General features: G+C 70.3%; 18 protein-coding genes. 2 read left to right on the forward strand and 16 right to left on the reverse strand.

Annotation, left to right across the window (positions count from 1 at the left end):
• Window position 1: 1 nt before the first annotated feature.
• The 8 genes from FCG67_RS03290 to FCG67_RS03325 form a co-directional block, all read right to left on the reverse strand.
• Window positions 2-544 carry a potassium channel family protein gene (locus FCG67_RS03290; RefSeq protein ID WP_136907017.1) on the reverse strand — a complete coding sequence of 181 codons (543 nt, stop codon included), beginning with the start codon at window positions 542-544 and terminating at the stop codon, window positions 2-4.
• Window positions 534-1,586 (reverse strand): tRNA (adenosine(37)-N6)-threonylcarbamoyltransferase complex transferase subunit TsaD, encoded by a 1,053-nt coding sequence (gene tsaD / locus FCG67_RS03295; protein WP_136907019.1) that lies wholly within the window; start codon window positions 1,584-1,586, stop codon window positions 534-536. The genes FCG67_RS03290 and tsaD overlap by 11 nt, the downstream gene beginning before the upstream one ends.
• On the reverse strand, window positions 1,583-2,065 hold the full coding sequence (gene rimI, locus FCG67_RS03300) for a ribosomal protein S18-alanine N-acetyltransferase (RefSeq protein WP_136907021.1): 483 nt from the start codon (window positions 2,063-2,065) through the stop codon (window positions 1,583-1,585). The genes tsaD and rimI overlap by 4 nt, the downstream gene beginning before the upstream one ends.
• Window positions 2,062-2,706: a tRNA (adenosine(37)-N6)-threonylcarbamoyltransferase complex dimerization subunit type 1 TsaB gene (gene tsaB / locus FCG67_RS03305; RefSeq protein ID WP_136907023.1), complete on the reverse strand. Its 645-nt coding sequence runs from the start codon at window positions 2,704-2,706 to the stop codon at window positions 2,062-2,064. The genes rimI and tsaB overlap by 4 nt, the downstream gene beginning before the upstream one ends.
• A gap of 15 nt (window positions 2,707-2,721) precedes the next feature.
• The gene (tsaE, locus tag FCG67_RS03310) at window positions 2,722-3,204 is read right to left on the reverse strand and encodes a tRNA (adenosine(37)-N6)-threonylcarbamoyltransferase complex ATPase subunit type 1 TsaE (protein WP_097210396.1); all 483 of its coding nucleotides are present in this window, start codon (window positions 3,202-3,204) and stop codon (window positions 2,722-2,724) included.
• The gene (locus tag FCG67_RS03315; protein ID WP_136907025.1) at window positions 3,197-4,273 is read right to left on the reverse strand and encodes an alpha/beta fold hydrolase; all 1,077 of its coding nucleotides are present in this window, start codon (window positions 4,271-4,273) and stop codon (window positions 3,197-3,199) included. Before FCG67_RS03315 ends, tsaE begins: the two co-directional genes overlap by 8 nt.
• The gene (gene alr, locus FCG67_RS03320) at window positions 4,270-5,427 is read right to left on the reverse strand and encodes an alanine racemase (protein WP_136907027.1); all 1,158 of its coding nucleotides are present in this window, start codon (window positions 5,425-5,427) and stop codon (window positions 4,270-4,272) included. The genes FCG67_RS03315 and alr overlap by 4 nt, the downstream gene beginning before the upstream one ends.
• 100 nt (window positions 5,428-5,527) lie before the next feature.
• Window positions 5,528-6,988 (reverse strand): NAD(P)H-hydrate dehydratase, encoded by a 1,461-nt coding sequence (locus FCG67_RS03325; protein WP_136907028.1) that lies wholly within the window; start codon window positions 6,986-6,988, stop codon window positions 5,528-5,530.
• Between the two features lie 49 nt (window positions 6,989-7,037).
• Between FCG67_RS03325 and FCG67_RS03330 the strand changes: the two genes are divergently transcribed.
• Window positions 7,038-7,382 carry a cupredoxin domain-containing protein gene (locus tag FCG67_RS03330; protein ID WP_136907030.1) on the forward strand — a complete coding sequence of 115 codons (345 nt, stop codon included), beginning with the start codon at window positions 7,038-7,040 and terminating at the stop codon, window positions 7,380-7,382.
• A 15-nt stretch (window positions 7,383-7,397) separates the two neighbouring features.
• Here the strand turns inward: FCG67_RS03330 and glmS are convergent, their stop codons facing one another.
• The 3 genes from glmS to FCG67_RS03345 form a co-directional block, all read right to left on the reverse strand.
• Entirely contained in the window at window positions 7,398-9,263 is a 1,866-nt protein-coding gene (gene glmS / locus FCG67_RS03335; RefSeq protein ID WP_136907031.1) for a glutamine--fructose-6-phosphate transaminase (isomerizing), read from the reverse strand.
• 68 nt (window positions 9,264-9,331) lie between these two features.
• Window positions 9,332-10,366, reverse strand: coding sequence for a sialidase family protein (locus FCG67_RS03340; RefSeq protein WP_211243093.1), 1,035 nt, complete (start codon window positions 10,364-10,366; stop codon window positions 9,332-9,334).
• A gap of 202 nt (window positions 10,367-10,568) precedes the next feature.
• The gene (locus tag FCG67_RS03345; protein ID WP_136907034.1) at window positions 10,569-11,651 is read right to left on the reverse strand and encodes an alpha/beta fold hydrolase; all 1,083 of its coding nucleotides are present in this window, start codon (window positions 11,649-11,651) and stop codon (window positions 10,569-10,571) included.
• A gap of 45 nt (window positions 11,652-11,696) precedes the next feature.
• Between FCG67_RS03345 and FCG67_RS03350 the strand changes: the two genes are divergently transcribed.
• Window positions 11,697-12,521 (forward strand): poly(ethylene terephthalate) hydrolase family protein, encoded by an 825-nt coding sequence (locus FCG67_RS03350; protein ID WP_136907036.1) that lies wholly within the window; start codon window positions 11,697-11,699, stop codon window positions 12,519-12,521.
• Here FCG67_RS03350 and FCG67_RS03355 read toward each other — a convergent pair.
• The 5 genes from FCG67_RS03355 to FCG67_RS03375 all read right to left on the reverse strand — a co-directional run bounded on the left by FCG67_RS03355 (window position 12,497) and on the right by FCG67_RS03375 (window position 16,395).
• Window positions 12,497-12,688 (reverse strand): hypothetical protein, encoded by a 192-nt coding sequence (locus FCG67_RS03355; RefSeq protein ID WP_136907038.1) that lies wholly within the window; start codon window positions 12,686-12,688, stop codon window positions 12,497-12,499. The genes FCG67_RS03350 and FCG67_RS03355 overlap by 25 nt on opposite strands.
• Window positions 12,685-13,950 (reverse strand): hypothetical protein, encoded by a 1,266-nt coding sequence (locus FCG67_RS03360; RefSeq protein ID WP_136907040.1) that lies wholly within the window; start codon window positions 13,948-13,950, stop codon window positions 12,685-12,687. Before FCG67_RS03360 ends, FCG67_RS03355 begins: the two co-directional genes overlap by 4 nt.
• Complete coding sequence (locus FCG67_RS03365) at window positions 13,947-14,192, reverse strand: hypothetical protein (RefSeq protein WP_136907042.1); 246 nt, start codon at window positions 14,190-14,192, stop codon at window positions 13,947-13,949. Before FCG67_RS03365 ends, FCG67_RS03360 begins: the two co-directional genes overlap by 4 nt.
• A gap of 76 nt (window positions 14,193-14,268) precedes the next feature.
• Window positions 14,269-16,104: an acyl-CoA dehydrogenase gene (locus FCG67_RS03370; protein WP_136907044.1), complete on the reverse strand. Its 1,836-nt coding sequence runs from the start codon at window positions 16,102-16,104 to the stop codon at window positions 14,269-14,271.
• Window positions 16,105-16,191: 87 nt separating this feature from the next.
• A complete protein-coding gene (locus tag FCG67_RS03375) occupies window positions 16,192-16,395 on the reverse strand; it encodes a PspC domain-containing protein (RefSeq protein WP_077040870.1) in 204 nt (67 codons plus the stop codon).
• Between the last annotated feature and the right edge of the window lie 139 nt (window positions 16,396-16,534).

Raw genomic sequence — 16,534 nt, forward strand, 5'->3', positions numbered from 1 at the left:
CTCACGTCGCGGCGCCCTTGCGACGCTGTCCCAACCGCACCGCGGCCGTGATGATGCGGACACCGACCGCGATCAGGAACAGGTTCCCCACGATCTGCGCCGAGACGATGGCCCGGGAGACCTCGGTGGTCGCGGTGATGTCCCCGAACCCGACCGTCGAGAAGCACACCAGCGTGAAGTACAGCGAATCGATCTTCGTCAGCGGTTCGTTGAAGTTCTCCGGCCCCGACACGGACATCAGGTGGTACAGCGTCGCGAACGCGAGCAGGTACCCCGGCAGCATCAGCCCGAGGCCCGCGATCGCCTGCAGCCCCGGATGCTCCGCGCGCACGATCTTCCTGATCTGCCAGGCGAAGAGCGCACCGACGAAGACCAGCCCCAGCACCAGTCCACCGATCGCGGACGCAGATTCCAGGTTTTCCATCGGGATGACGAAATACACGAACACCAACGCGGCCGCACTCAGGAGTGGGCGGACGGCGGCGCGCCGGATCAGGCTGCGCCGCTGCTCCTTCGGCAGGTTCTCGAACGTCTCATCGGCCATCGCTCGCCGTCCATGACTGGCTGACGGTCACCGAGAGGCCCGGATCCGTGGCGACCGTCAACGGCGACGGCGTGGCGCCCCCGGCGATGACGTGCGCTCCCAACGCGGCGATCATCACCCCATTGTCGGTGCACAAACGCGGCTTGGGGATGCGAAGGGTCAAACCGGCCGCGACGCAACGCTCCTCGGCGAGCGAACGGATACGTGAATTCGCGGTCGCCCCGCCGCCGAGCACCAGGGTATCGACGCCGACGTCGGTGGCCGCCCGCACCGCCTTCATGGTGAGCACGTCGGCCACCGCCTCCTGGAAGGACGCCGCGATGTCGGGGATCGGGAGCTCCTCCCCCGCCCGCTCCTTCGACTCCACGAAGCGCGCGACCGCCGTCTTGAGCCCGGAGAACGAGAAGTCGTAGCGGGCGTCGCGCGGTCCGGTCATGCCGCGAGGAAAGGCGATGGCCCGCGGATCCCCTTCCTGCGCGGCCGCATCCAGTGCCGGGCCGCCGGGGAATCCGAGTCCGAGCAGCCGGGCCACCTTGTCGAACGCCTCGCCCGCGGCGTCGTCCACCGTGGTGCCGAGCTCGACGATCGGCCGCGCCAGGTCCTCGACGTGCAGCAGGTGGGTGTGCCCGCCCGAGACCAGCAGCGCAACGCACGGCGGCATCGGGCCGTGCTCGAGGGTGTCCACCGCGACGTGCCCGCCCAGGTGGTTCAGCGCATAGAACGGCACATCCCAGGCCGCGGCGTACGCCTTCGCGGCGGCCGCGCCGACCAGCAGCGCCCCCGCCAGGCCCGGTCCGATGGTCACCGCGAGCGCGTCCGGCTTCGCGATCCCTGCCTGCGCGAGGGCTCGCCGCATGGTCGGGACGATCGCCTCGAGGTGGGCACGCGAGGCGACCTCCGGCACAACGCCTCCGTAGCGGGCATGCTGATCGACGCTCGAGGCCACCTCGTCGGCCAGGAGCTCACAGGTGCCGTCCTCGTGCCACCGGACGATGCCGACGCCCGTTTCGTCGCACGAGCTCTCGATCCCCATCACGATCATGACAGCTGCCCCTCGACCCTGGCGGCGGGCCTGCGCATGGTGTACGCGTCGGCGCCGCTGGGCTGGTAGTAGTTCCTTCGGGTCCCGACGATCTCGAAACCCGTTCCCCGGTACAGGGCGATGGCCGGCTCGTTGTCCGTGCGGACCTCGAGGAAGACCGGACCGCCGTGTTCATCGGCCTCCCGCAGCAGCGCGTCGAGCAGTTGCGCGCCGAGGCCCCGTCGCTGGTGAGCGGGATCGACCCCGATGGTGTGCACCTCGGACTCGGCGTCGGCCCCACGGCCGAGCAAGGCGATCCCCGCGTAGCCGAGCATGGTGCCGGACTCGTCGCGGGCGACGAAGTAGCGGTTGTGCGGCCCGGTCAGCTCCGACCGAAACGCCTCCGCGCTCCACGGGCTGTCCCCGGGGAACAGCACCGTCTCCAGCTCCTCGCAGCGGGTTGCGTCGGCCGCGGTCATCCCGACGATCCGCGCGGTCATTTCTTCCGGTCCGCGATGGCGACCGCGTCGGGGCGACGCAGGTACAGCGGCACCAACGGCGCGGGCTCCGCACCGGAACGCAGCGCTGCCGCGGCGACCGCGACCAGGCCAGCGGGCGACGGCGTCTCGACCGGCTCGACGGGCAGGTCGAACAGGTCGACGTGACCGGCCGATCCCGCGATCGCCTGCGACGGAGTCGGCTCCAGGTCGGCGGGCTTGTTCACCTCCGGGCCCTGCACGCGGGCACCGCCGCTGTAGCGCGCCCAGTACACCTCGCGGCGGCGGGCGTCGGTGACCACCAGCAGATCCCGTCCCAGCGCGGCCTCGATCGCGATCGCGTCCAGGCTGCAGACACCGTGCACGGGAATCCCGAGGGCATCGCCGAACGCGGCGGCCGTGGCCATGCCGACCCGCAGGCCGGTGAAGGGGCCGGGGCCGCACCCGACCACGACGGCGTCGAGGTCCGCAGGGGTGATGTCCGCCTCCGCGAGGCATTCGAGGATGTGCGGGGTCAGCACCTCCGCGTGGGCCCGCGCGTTGACCGTGATCCGGGTCGCCAGGGTTCGTGGGGTGTCGCCCTCAAGGCGCACCACCCCGGCTGTTACGGCAGGCGTGGCGGTATCGACCGCGAGTACGAGCACGGTTACCGAGGATACCTAGGAGACCCAGGCCCATTGCGCCGTGCGCACGTCCGACTCCGGTTCGCGCCGCAACCGCACCAGCAGATGCCGCTCGGCCAGGTGCTCGACGACGCCCTCGCCCCACTCGACCACCACGACGGCACCCGCGAGATCCGTGTCCAGGTCCAGGGCGTCCAGTTCGTCGAAGGTCTGTCCCGGATCGGCGCCGATGCCGAGCCGGTACGCGTCGACGTGCACCATCGCCACCGGCTCACCGCCACCGGGACGCTCGCCGCCCGCGCGATGCTCGCGGGCGATGATGAACGTCGGCGAGCTGACCCGTCCCTGCACGCCGAGCCCGGCCGCGATTCCCCGCGAGAGCGCGGTCTTACCCGCGCCGAGCGGGCCGTCGAGCACCACCAGGTCGCCCGCGTTCAGCTCCAGGGCGAGGCGCCTGCCGAACGCCTCGGTGTCCTCGGTCGTCGGAAGATGGATCGTGCGCGGATCGTGGTCAGCCACCGACAACCGTCCGTTCGGAATCGCCCTGCTCGGCAATGGAGCGGCCGACAAGTCGGTCGATCGCGTCCGTCACCCGGATCGGGAACTCGAGCTGCACCAGATGCCCGCCGCCGACCACGCGCACCAGCTCGGACTCCGGCAGCTCGGCCGCCATCGCCTCGGACTGAGAGAAGGGCAGGATCATGTCCGCATCCCCGCAGAGCACCAACGAGGGCAGCTCGGCGATGACCGGCAGCGCCGCCGATTCATCGTGCAGCTCAAGGGACTTGAGGAAGTTCACGATCGTGGTCACCGACGTCTGGTTGAGCATCCACTCGGAGAACCGCATCAGCGATGGGCTGACATCGGTGCCGTATGAGGCGGAACGCAGGATCGGGGAGATAAGCATGCGCGCGGCGCCGCGCCCGAACTGGACCAGGCCCGGCGAGGTGCGGACCGCGAGCCGGAACGCGTCGATCACGGGGTTCTGCAGGTTCCTGCTCAGCCCGGTCTTGTTCAGGCCCTCGGCCGCGGTGGAGATGAGACCGACCCCGATCACCTTGGTGCCGAACAACTCCGGCACCTGCCTCGCCAACGCCAGGATCGTCATGCCGCCCATCGAGTGTCCGACGAGCACCACGGGGCCCCTTGGCGCGACGGCCTGGAGGATCACGTCGAGATCCCGGCCGAGCTGACCGATGGTGCAGCTCGCGGGCGCAGGGACCGCGGACCGGCCGTGCCCGCGCTGATCGAAGAAGACCATCCGAACGGCCTTGCCCCAACGCTTCTCGAGCTGGCGCCGTTGAAAATGCCAGGACTCCATGCGCAGGCAGTAGCCGTGCACGAAGACCACCGTGACGGGGGCGTCAGCGGGACCGACCTCCCGGACCGCGAGCGCCGTGCCGTCCTCGGCCGCGACGATGCTGCCGCGGTCGGCGCTCATCAATCGGAAGTCCTCCTTGGCGTACCGATCTCGCCTGCCACTGCGGCGGGCGGCCGGACGGTGCCCCACGGTGACCCCCGCCAGCGCGCCGAGCGCGGCGGCGCTGACCGCACCGCCGACGAGACCCGCCTTACCGAACGGATTCATCGCAGGTCCCCCCTACCCGTGAAGCCCCGGACGATTCGCCCCCGAACCCCGGTCACCACTTCGTAGTGGATGGTGTCGAGTGCGTCGGCCCAGTCCTGGGCGACGGGTTCGCCGTCGTCGCCGCTGCCGAACAGCACCGCCACGTCGCCCTCCGCGATCCCCGCGGGATCCGGTCCGAGGTCCACCACCACCTGGTCCATGCACACCCGGCCGATCTGGGGGTGGCGCCGACCACCGATCTGCACCTCGAAGCGGCCGCCGAGGGCGCGCGGGATCCCGTCGGCGTAGCCGACCGGCAGCAGGGCGACCATGGTGTCGCGCGGTGCGATCCAGGTGTGCCCGTAGGACACGCCCTCGCCTGCGGCGATCTTCTTCACCAGCGCCACCCGCGCCCGCAGTGTCATGGCGGGCCGCAGTCCGAACCCGCCGAGTTCCGGCACCGGAGAGAGCCCGTAGATCGCGATGCCGGGACGGACCATGTCGAAACGCAGATCCGGCCGGGTCAGCACAGCGGCCGAGTTCGCCAGGTGCACCAGCTCAGGACGCAGTCCCACCCGCCTGGCCTCGGCCACGGCATGCTCGAGGCGGGCGGCCTGGGTGTCGATCACCGGGTGGTGCGGCTGGTCGGCGTGCGCCAGGTGGGAGAACATCCCGCGCAGCCGCACCGCACCCTCGGCCTCCGCCCTGGCCAGATCGTGGAGGGTGTCCCCGAGTTCGAACGGCGAGACGCCGTTGCGCCCCAGCCCGGTGTCGACCTTGAGGGAGACGGTCGCCGTCGACCCGAGCACACGGGCCGCCGCGACCACCGATTCCAGGTGCCGGGGCGAGGAGACGCTCAGTTCGATGCCGGCGGCGATCGCGGCGGTGAAGTCCGTGTCGGGAGTGTGCAGCCAGGACAGGATCGGTGCGTCGATGCCCGCTGCCCGCAGTTCCAGGGCCTCCTCGACCGTGGTGACCCCCAACTCGGCGGCCCCCGACGCGAGCGCCGTGCGTGCCACCTCTGCCGCCCCGTGGTTGTAGGCGTCGGCCTTGACCACGGCCATCACCTCGGCGTCGCCCGCGTGTTCACACAGCAGGCGGACGTTGTGGGCGATCGCATCGAGATCGATCAGCGCTTCCGCTTGCGGCGCGGACGGGCCAACCGCGGAAGTCATGCGCAGATCGTCCCATACGGACAAGTCGGAGGTCACGATCCCCGATCCTGCCATTGACCGCCGATAGGCCAAATGATTTCCATCACTAACGAGGTCACATTTAGGGCACCGCTTGGGCACGAAGCACCCTCACCGCGGCCCTGACCTGGCACAACAGCGCATCGGCCGAGATGGGCGCGGCCGTGCCCGAGCCCTGCCCCGCGGCCAGGTTGGCGGCAAGCGAGTGCGCGCGGGCGCCCATCGCCGCGGAGGTCAACGGTGCCAGACCGGTCGACATGAGGGCCCCGATGACGCCGGACAACACGTCCCCGGCGCCTGCGGTCGCGGCTGCGGAGCCGCCGGCCTCGTTGAGCAGGACCGATCCGTCCGGATCCGCCACCACCGTGCACCGCCCCTTGAGCAGCACGCTGGTCCCCCACTCGGCCGCGAGGCCTCGGGTCGCCGCCACCCGGTCGGCCGCCAATCGCTGCGAAGCGGAGCCGCGCCCGGTGAGCCGGGCGAACTCCCCGGCATGAGGGGTCAGCAACGTCGGCGCCGACCGGCCCGCGACGAGCCCGGGCTCCGCGGCCACCAGCGTGAGTGCGTCGGCGTCCACCAACACCGGCAGGTCCGTACCGAGGACCGCGCGCAGCACCGTCAGCGCCTCCTCGTCGACCCCCATCCCCGGGCCGACCACCCAGGCCTGCACCCGGCCGGCGGCGTCGAACCCGTCCACCGCGACAACCTCCGGCCAGCGTGAGAGAACCTGCGGGGCAGCGGTTCCCGCGTACCGAACCATGCCGGACGTGGCGGTGACCGCGGCCCCCGCACACAGCACGCCCGCACCGGGATAGCGCGCGCTGCCCGCGATCACCCCGACCACGCCCTGGCTGTACTTGTCGTCCGCAGGTCCCGGCATCGGCCAGCGGGCACCGACCTCGGCCGCGGTCGGTGTCCGCACCGAGGCGTCTGGGAGGTCGAGGCCGATGTCGACGAGTTCCACCCGGCCGCAGTGCGCGGCCGCGAGGGCGTGCACGGGCTTGAGCGCCCCGAATGCGACCGTGACCGAGGCCGTCACCGCCGGCCCCGCCGTGACCCCGGTGTCCGGATCGACCCCGCTCGGCAGGTCCACCGCGACGATCGGCGCGCCGACCCTCGCCACCAGCGCGGCGGCGGCCGGCCGCAACGGCCCCCGACCCGAGATCCCCACGATGCCGTCGACCACCAGGTCGGGGTCGCCGAGATCGGCATCGGCGCCCACCTCGACCCGCCCGCCGACGGCGCGCAGCGCCGCCAGCCCCGCTGCGTGGACCCTGTCCGGGTCGAGCAGGACCGCCCGGACCGCGACCCCGCGCCTGCGCAACATCGCTCCCGCCCACAGCGCGTCCCCGCCGTTGTCGCCGGAGCCGACGAGCAGGGTCACCCGCCTGCCTGCCACACCTCCAGTGCGAGAACGCAATTCGGACGCCACCACGGCGGTCAGCCCGTACGCGGCGCGGCGCATCAGGGCGCCGTCGGGAAGCGCGGCGAGCAGCGGGGCCTCGGCGGCCCGCACCTCGTCGGCCGTGAAGTAGTCGCGCATCGAATCACCGTATCTCGCCACGGCCGTCGTTCGGCGCTACCCTTTATCCATGCGCGCACTCGGCGCCACCATCGCAACGGGACTTCTGGTCGCGTCGGTTCTCGCGGGAACAGCTGGTCCGGCTCAAGCACGGACCAAGACCGTCGAGATCAACAACATGGCGTTCTGGCCGTCCACAGCCCGGATCCTCATCGGCGACACCGTCACCTGGGAGTTCACCGACGAAGGCGTGGAGCACAACGTCACAGCGACCGCGCGAGCAACCTCGCAGGACAACTTCGCCAGCGAGACGATGTCCGAGGGCGAATTCAGCCACACGTTCATGCGGCAGGGCACCTACCCGTACGAATGCACCCTGCACCCGCAGATGGGCGGCACCGTCATCGTGCGATGACGGCGCCACGCTCATCTATTCGACGGTGACCGACTTCGCCAGGTTGCGCGGCTTGTCCACGTCGTAGCCGCGGGTCTGCGCGACCTCGGCCGCGAACACCTGCAGCGGGACCGTGGACAGCAGCGGCTGCAGCAGGCTCGGCGCCGCCGGGATCTCGATGAGGTGATCCGCGTGCGCGCGCACCGCCTCGTCACCCTCCTCCGCGATCACGATGGTCCGTGCGCCGCGCGCCTTGATCTCCTGGATGTTGGAGACCAGCTTCGAGTGCAGGACCGCGCGGCCCTTCGGCGACGGCATCACGACGATGACCGGAAGGCCCTCCTCGATCAGCGCGATCGGCCCGTGCTTGAGCTCGCCCGCGGCGAATCCCTCGGCATGGATGTACGCGAGTTCCTTGAGCTTGAGCGCACCCTCGAGTGCCACCGGATACCCGACGTGACGTCCGAGGAACAGCACGGTCGGCGAGTGCGCCAGTTCCCGTGCCAGCGCCCGGACCGGTTCGACCGTCTGCAGCACCCGCGCGACCAGCTCCGGCATGGCCTCGAGGTCGCGGTACTCCCTGGCCACCTCGTCCGGGTACTTGGTACCGCGCGCCTGCGCCAGCGCCAGCCCCACCAGATAGTTCGCGGTCACCTGCGCCAGGAACGCCTTGGTGGACGCGACACCGATCTCCGGTCCGGCCCGGGTGTAGAGCACGGCGTCGGCCTCGCGCGGGATCTGGGACCCGTTGGTGTTGCACACCGCGAGCACTCGCGCCTTCTGGTCCTTCGCGTGCCGCACCGCCTCGAGGGTGTCCGCGGTCTCACCGGACTGCGAGATCGCGACGACGAGCGTCGAGCGGTCGAGAACCGGGTCGCGGTAACGGAATTCGCTCGCCAGCTCCACCTCGACCGGCAGCCGGGTCCAGTGCTCGATCGCGTACTTGGCGAGCAGCCCGGAGTGGTAGGCGCTGCCGCAGGCCACGACGAACACCTTGTCCACGTCGCGGAGCTCCTGATCGGAGAGCCGCTGCTCGTCGAGCACGATGCGACCGGCATCAAAGTGCCCGAGCAGGGTGTCGGCCACCGCGGCCGGTTGCTCCTCGATCTCCTTGAGCATGAAGTAGTCGTGGCCGCCCTTCTCGGCGGCGGCGAGGTCCCAGTCGATCCGGAACGGACGCGTGGGGACGTCCTCGTTCCCGTCGAAGTCGGTCACCGTGTATCCGTCGGCGGTGATGACGACGACCTGGTCCTGACCGAGCTCGACCGCATCACGGGTGTGCTCGATGAACGCCGCGACGTCTGATCCGAGGAAGGTCTCGCCCTCGCCGACGCCGATCACCAGCGGGGTGGACCGGCGGGCCGCGACGATGGTGTCCGGGTGGTCGGCGTGCGTGAACACCAGGGTGAACGCGCCCTCCAGACGGCGGATGACCTTCCTGGCGCTCTCGACGAAGTCTCCGGCGGTGTCACCGGAGGTGTAGGCCCGCGAGACCAGGTGCACCGCCACCTCGGTATCGGTGTCGGAGGCGAACTCGATGCCGTCGTTCTCGAGCTCGGCACGCAGCGGCGCGAAGTTCTCGATGATGCCGTTGTGCACGACAGCGACCTTGCCCTCGGAATCCCGGTGCGGGTGCGCGTTGCGGTCGGTGGGCCTGCCGTGCGTCGCCCAGCGGGTGTGGCCCATGCCGGTGGTGCCGACAAATCGCTCGGTGCCGGTCTCCGCGAGCTCGGCCTCGAGGTTGGCCAGCCGGCCCGCCTTACGCTCGATCGCGACGCCGCCTGCACCGTCGAGGACCGCGATGCCTGCCGAGTCGTAGCCGCGATACTCCATCCGGCGCAGCGCCTCCACCACGACGTCCAGCGCCTGGCGGTGGCCGACGTATCCCACGATTCCGCACATGGGTCACCAGGGTACTGGGCTGCCGAACCCCTGCCGACCGGGAGGGCGTGGGCGCCGGGTGACCCGGGTCACGGTGCCGCCGGCCCGGTGCCGAACAACGCCGTGCACACCCCGTTGTGCAGCTCGACGGCGACCTGCAGAACCCGGGACCCGCCCGCGACCGGCAGCAGCGGAGAGCTGTAGTTCGCGCAGGTCTTGTTCTTCGCGCTCGGCGCCGCCACCGGCGCCGGGATCTCGAACCAGTTGCCCGCCCCGAAGTTGTCGTTGGCGAGCAGGACCCTGCCGTTCTTCGCCGACGGCTTGCCGTCCTTGCCGACATAGGTCTGGCCGCCGAGCACCAGTCGGGTGCCGTTCGGCCCGCCGGGAACGGACTGCAGGTAGGGCGAGTGCTGGAAGTAGCTGCCGTCGGTGGTGGTCACCCGGACCCCCGGGTCGGTCGTTGCGCCCCAGTTGACGCCGTCGTGCGAGACCTTGACGTACGGGCTGCAGTACTCGGCGCCGAAGTTGCACATCTCGTAGGTCGAGGCGAACCGTCCGTCGGCCAGCCGGGTCACCACGGCCATGCCGGGACGCACGCGCTGCGGATCGCGCGCGAGGATCACCTGCTTGTCGACCCAGTCCAGGCCGTTGACGGAGGACACCCTGCTCAGCACCTGCGAGTGCCGGGGCATCTCGGTCTCGTCGGCGTAGTACAGCCACAGGGTGCCCGCCGCATCGACGACGAACTCGGGCTCCCAGACACCCTCGTGGTTCGGGGACCTGGCCGCGACGCCGAGAGGCACCCAGTCGCGGCCGCCGTTCCAGCTCGCCCACACCTTGATGGCGATCCGCCGGTCGCGGCCCGCCTCGTACCCGACCGTGCCCGCCCACAGCAGCGTTCCCGGCGGCAGCAGGCCTGCCTGCTGTGGCACCTCGAAGAGGGTGCTGCAGCACAGCCCCGAGTTGGCCTCGGGATCACGGACCGCGCCGATCGGATGGAAGCTGGCGCCGTCGTCGGTGCTCTCGAGGATCGGCGAGAAGTAACCCTGCGCATCGCGGCTGGTCATCGACGCCAGGATCGTGCCCGACTGCTTGAGCCGGACCAGGCGCGGATACTCCCCCACTCCGAGCACCGAGGGACCCGGTTGCGCTACCGCGGGCGTGGGACCGGCGACCAGGAGAAACAGGAACGAGAGTGCGAGACAATATGCTGCTCTGCGCAAGGTGCACCGTCCGGATAGTCGGGAAGTCCCGCGAATTCAAACAGACCGGAACCCCCGATCGTGATGCTTTCGCGACATTCCGATTCCAGTGCACAACCGGCAGTTATTGTGCTGTGATATCCGGCTCGGACCTGGCCAGGAAGTCGGCTAGTGCGGGCCACATCGTGTCGCGGGCCGCGCGGCCGGTGAGCACGCCGAGGTGCCCGCCCGGGAACGCACCGAAGCGGACCGATGGCGCCCCGGTGAGCAGCTCGGTGAGGTGATGGACGGCCTTCACGGGCGCGAGCCCGTCGCCTGCGCCCGCGATGACCATGGTCGGTACGTCGATCTCGCTCAGACTCACCCGCCTGCCACCGATCTCCATGTGGCCGGTCGCGAACTCGTTCGACCGCATCACCACGTGATAGAGCTGGCCGAAGGTACGACCCGGGTACGCGTACATGCTGTTCATGAAGCGGTCCACCGCCTCGAGCTGTTCGAGGTGGTCCCGGTCGTCGAGGTTCGCGAGAACGGTGAACGGCCTGGTCAGGTACTTGTCGGCGCTCGCGGCCTTGAAACCGAGGCTGGTCAGCGGGGCCGGGATGTTCCCGAGCGCCTTGTAGAGGGGCGCGACGGTATAGGGACCGAACAGCCGGTCGAGCGGACGCAGGGTCGCGAACAACGGAACCTGCCGCAGGTCGAAGGGGCTGGCGATCGGGGTCAGCGAGGCCAACGGCAGCTCCGGATGCGCCGCGGCCGCATAGACGGCGAAGATCCCGCCCAGCGACCAGCCCGCGAGATGCACCAGCGCGCCGCCCGCGTCATCACTGACCACCCGCACCGCATCGGGGATCACATCGTCCACCCAGTGCTGGAAGCCGCGGGTCCGGTCCTGGAAGTTCACCGGGCCGTAGTCCACGACGTACACGTCGCGGCCGGTTTCCATCAGGTACTCGACGACGCTGCAGCCACGGCGCAGGTCGAAGGCGACGGAGGTGGCCGCCAGCGGCGTGACCAACAGCAGCGGCGCGCCCGTCGCCGCACGGTCGGCGGAGCGGAACCGACGGATCGTGCGCTCGTCGGTCGAGTCGACGACCTCCGACGGTGTCGGCCGCAGGTCCGCCAGCCCGTTCGACCCGAGCCGGGCGCACACGTTCTCGAACGCGCGCGGCAGATCGCGGGGCACCGGTACCGGAATGCCAAACACTTGTCGCTTCTCCCTCGTGGTTCTCGATCGGATACGGTCATCCTCGTGGCGCCGACTCCTAAGACCCTGGCCTCTCAGCTATCTAAGCGCGGTCCGCACAAGGTGCTGCGCGGCGACCTCTCGCTCGCGGGCCAGCCCGGTGTGGTGTACACACCGGCGGAAGGCTTCTCGCTGCCCGCGGTCGCGTTCGCACACGGCTGGATGACCGGCGTCGACCGGTACGCCCAGACCCTCACCCACCTCGCGTCCTGGGGTCTGGTCGTGGCCGCACCCGCCACCCAGCGCACGCCGGTCCCGTCACACCTGGGCCTCGCCGCGGATCTGCGGACCGCGGTAGACATCTGTGCGGGCGTGCGCCTCGGCCCCGGAAAGATCAGCGTCGACGCGACCCGGGTCGCCTACGCCGGCCACGGCATGGGGGCGGGCGCGGCGGTGATCGCGGCCGCCCAGCACGGCCCCGCCGCGGCCGTCGCCGCACTGTTCCCGGCACCGACCTCGCCGTCGGCCGAGGAATCCGCCGCCGCACTCGCCGGTCCCGGGCTGATCATCGCGGGCGACGAGGACATCGATTCGCTGAACTGCAATGCCCGCTCGATCGCCGAGGCCTGGGGCGGTCAGGCGATCCTGCGGACGGTCGACGGCGGATCCGCCAGCGGCCTCCCCGAGGGCCGCAGGATGCTCGGCGCGCTCGGACTCGGTGGATCCGAGCGCCGGACACAGAAGGCAACACGCGCGCTGCTGACCGGATACCTGCTCTATCACCTGCTCGGCGAAACCCAGTACGAGCAGTTCGCACTGCCCGGCGCCCACCTCCCCGGCTCCCTGGTAGTCGAGTTGGAAGCCGATCAAACGAGCCAGCTCACCGGATAGCCGTCGGCCGGCTCCGTCTCCGCGGCCGGTGAGTCCACTGCCGCAGAACACAATTGACGCGAACGAGCCTCGGCCGCGAGGTTCGCGGCCGCGATGCCGACCCGGATCCGGTCGAGCGCGGCGGAATGCTCGGCGAGCACCCACTCCGCCGTGAGCCTGCTCCTCACAGCGGACCTGCCTCGGCCAGTTCGGCCCCCGATTCCGGTGCCGGGCCGGTCGGGCTTTCGTCGACGCTGGCCGCGGGGGCCTTCGAGCCGCCGTCACGGGCCTGCCGCGGGGTCGGTGCGGTCGGCAGTGCGGGCACCGGGGGTTCGGGCGCCAGGGGTCCGGGCGCCGGCGGTTCCAACACCGGGGATTCGGGCACCGGGCGAGCTGCCTGGTCGGCGGCGAGATCGGGGAAGGCAGGCGGTTCCGACGGTTCCGCGAGCGGCGCGGATTCGTTTGTCCGCGAATCGCATTCGCACAGGTACGGCTCACCGTCGGCGCCGATCTCGACCCGGTAGATCCTCGGCTCGCCATCCTCCCGCACCAGCCGCAGGGTCTGGCCCCCGGCGGTCTCGACGACGACCATCGTCACCGTCGGTTCAGCGGCCGCCACCTGCGCAACGGGCGACTGCGCTGGAGCCGCCGGGGTGAATCCGGCGACGGGATCGGCCACCCGGTGGACCGCACCGAATCCGTCCGGATCGGAACCGGCGAGTTCCATTGCGTCCGAGACCAACCGGTGCGCGCCGTCGACGGCCCTCGCCGTCGCGTCGCACAGCTCGAGGACGCCTGCGAGCTGTGCGTGCACCTGCGGCACGAACACCTCCCTCAGCCACGTCGAGGCGAGGTCGACGGCGACGTCGAGAAGCCGGTCGCCGACCAGCGCCCCGGATCGCATCACGGACGGGATCATCGGGGTCAGCTCGGCGAACAGACCCGATGCCTGCCGCAACAGACCCCACGCGTGGTCGCCGGGCTCGAGCCGCGCGACCGCGATCATCAGGTCGACCTCCGCCGCGGTGCGGCCGCCGATCTGCGTCGCGTCGAGTTCGCCCATCAGGGTGGCGTTCGCGGCGACAACCGTCGCGATGACCTCGGCGGCCGCAAGCAGGGCGGCGTGCACGCCTGCCATGGCCTCGGTGCTCGCGCGGGCGCGATCGAGGTCGGCGACGAGCGCCGCCAGCGCCGAGTCGGCAGCGGCGCCCTCCCACCCGGCCGCGAGGCCGAGGATCAGCTGCTGCTGAGCGTCGCACTGTGCGCGCATCGTGCCGACCGCGACCCCGACGACGTCCGCGTCCGCGCGCAGCGCCGCGAGATCGCTCGCGGTGCGTCCGAAGTACCTCTCGCCGAGCTGGTCGTAGTCGATCGTCGGCTCGGTCACGGCCCCCAGCCGCGGCAGGAACCGGGCGAAGTACGCCAGCTCGTCCGACGCGGCCGGATTCACCGGTCCGCCCCGCCGACAGTCCCGGCGTTCTCCCGCTCCTGCCACGCATACGCGGTGATCGCCGCATCCAACCGGTGCGCGTTCGACCTCGTCGCCTCCGCCCAGGCCAGCACGGGACCGGCGAGCCGTTCGTCACGGCTCTTTAGCGCCGCCACCGCCGCGTCCAGCGCTGCCGCGGAGGTGACGAACCCCGCCGTGACCGTTCGCAGCGCCGCCACGTCCAGTTCGAAGCGTTCCCCCACCACGACTCCCCCCGCCGAATACACCTGTCAGGAGTACAGACGCAGCCGAGGTCCGTTCGGTTCCCTCCCGGTGACCCTAGAAGGCCTCTTCCTCCAGCTCCATGATCTCGTTGTCGATCGTCTCGAGGATCACCTTCGTCGCGGCCAGGTGCGGCAGCACGTTCTTGGCGAAGAACGACGCGACCGCGACCTTGCCGCGATAGAACGACCGGTCCTTGGCCGGTGCATCGCCGTCGAGGGCGGCCAGCGCCACCTCGGCCTGCGCCAGCAGACGCCACGCGATGAGCAGGTCTCCCACGGCGTACAGGAAGCGCACCGAGCCGAGTCCGACCTTGTACAGCTCGGACGGCTGCTGCTGGGAGGCCATCAGGTATCCGGTCAGGATCCCCGCCATCTCCTGCACGTCGGTCAGCGCGGTCTCGAGCAGCGCCCGTTCGGTCTTGAGGCGGCCGTTGCCCGCGGCGCTGTCGATGAACTGGTGCACCTGACCCGCCACGTGGGCGAGTGCGACCCCACGGTCGCGGGCGATCTTCCGGAAGAAGAAGTCCTGTGCCTGGATGGCCGTGGTGCCCTCGTAGAGGGTGTCGATCTTGGCATCGCGGATGTACTGCTCGATCGGGTAGTCCTGCAGGTAGCCGGAACCACCGAGGGTCTGCAGGCTCTCGGTGAGCAGCTCGTAGGCCCGCTCGGAGCCGACCCCCTTGACGATCGGCAGCAGCAGATCGTTCACCCGCTCGGCGAGCTCGGCGTCGGCACCGGACACCAGCTCGGCGACATCGGCGTTCTGATGCGCCGCCGTGTAGAGGTACACGGCGCGCAGGCCCTCCGCGTACGCCTTCTGCATCGCCAGGCTGCGGCGCACGTCGGGATGGTGGGTGATGGTCACCCGGGGTGCGGACTTGTCCGTCATCTCCGTGAGGTCCGCGCCCTGCACGCGCTCCTTGGCATAGGCCAGGGCGTTCAGGTATCCGGTGGACAGCGTCCCGGCGGCCTTGGTGCCCACCATCATTCGAGCGTTCTCGATCACCTGGAACATCTGGGCGATGCCGTTGTGTACGTCGCCGACGAGCCAGCCGACGGCCGGTACACCGGCGGCTCCGAAGGTCAGCTCGCACGTGGGTGAGGACTTGATGCCCATCTTGTGCTCGACACCGGTGACGTACACGCCGTTGCGCTCGCCGAGTTCGAGGGTGTCCGGATCGAAATGGGTCTTCGGGACGTAGAACAGGCTCAGGCCCTTGGTCCCCGGGCCCGCGCCCTCGGGACGGGCCAGCACCAGATGGAACAGGTTCTCGGCGGTGTCCCCGACGTCGCCGCCGGAGATGAACCGCTTGACGCCCTCGATGTGCCAGGTGCCGTCGGCCTGCTGGATCGCCTTCGTGCGGCCCGCACCGACGTCGGATCCGGCGTCCGGTTCGGTCAGCACCATGGTGCCCGCCCACCCACGCTCGAATCCGGCCTTGGCCCAGTGCTTCTGCTGTTCGGTCCCGACGGTGTAGAGCACGCTGGCCATCAACGGCCCCATGTTGAAGAAGCTCGCCGACCCGTTCGCGGCGACCAGCATCTCGCCGATCGCCCAGACCAGCGGGGCCGGAGCGGGCACACCTCCCATGCCCTCGGGCAGGCCGAGGCGTGACCACCCGGCCTCGTTCACCGCCTCGACGGTCTTGCGCAGTGGATCGGGGACGACGATCGCGTGATTCTGGGCGTCGAACTCGACGGGATGGCGATCCGCGTCGGCGAAGGACGCGGCGACCGGCCCCTCTGCCAGCCTCGCGACCTCCGCGAGGATGTTTCGCACGGTGTCGGCGTCGAGGTCGCCGTAGGCACCACCGTCGAGCAGCTTTCCGATCCCGAGCACCTCGAACAGGTTGAACTCAATATCGCGCACGTTGCTCTTGTAGTGACCCATCTCGCCGAACCCTCCCTAGTCGTCGATTCGCAAAGAAGCCTGCCCGACAAGAGATTCAGTACGCAACCGTAGGTAGCGGGACGCCCCTCAGAACTCGCTCTTCGGGATGAAGATCCACATCGCCAGGTAGATGAGGAACTGCGGGCCCGGCAGCAGGCAGGAGGCGACGAAGAGTGCTCGCACCAGCCACGGCTTCCAGCCGAGGTACTGGGCGAGGCCGGCGCAGACGCCGCCGAAGATGTTCCCGGTACGGGCACGGGTCAGGCGACGGCTGGTGGTCTGGGTGGTCATGGTGCTCCCTTTCGTCGGACGGTGCAGCGGCTCGCTGCGTTGTCCTCCACTATTCGGGAGTCGATGTCCTCACCGCATCGCGCTGAGGGTTGATTTCGGCCTCGGGGTATCCCCTTGGAGGATGAGTCGAAACCCCGGG

Source organism: Rhodococcus oryzae, assembly GCF_005049235.1.
Taxonomy (GTDB): Bacteria; Actinomycetota; Actinomycetes; order Mycobacteriales; family Mycobacteriaceae; genus Rhodococcus_G; species Rhodococcus_G oryzae.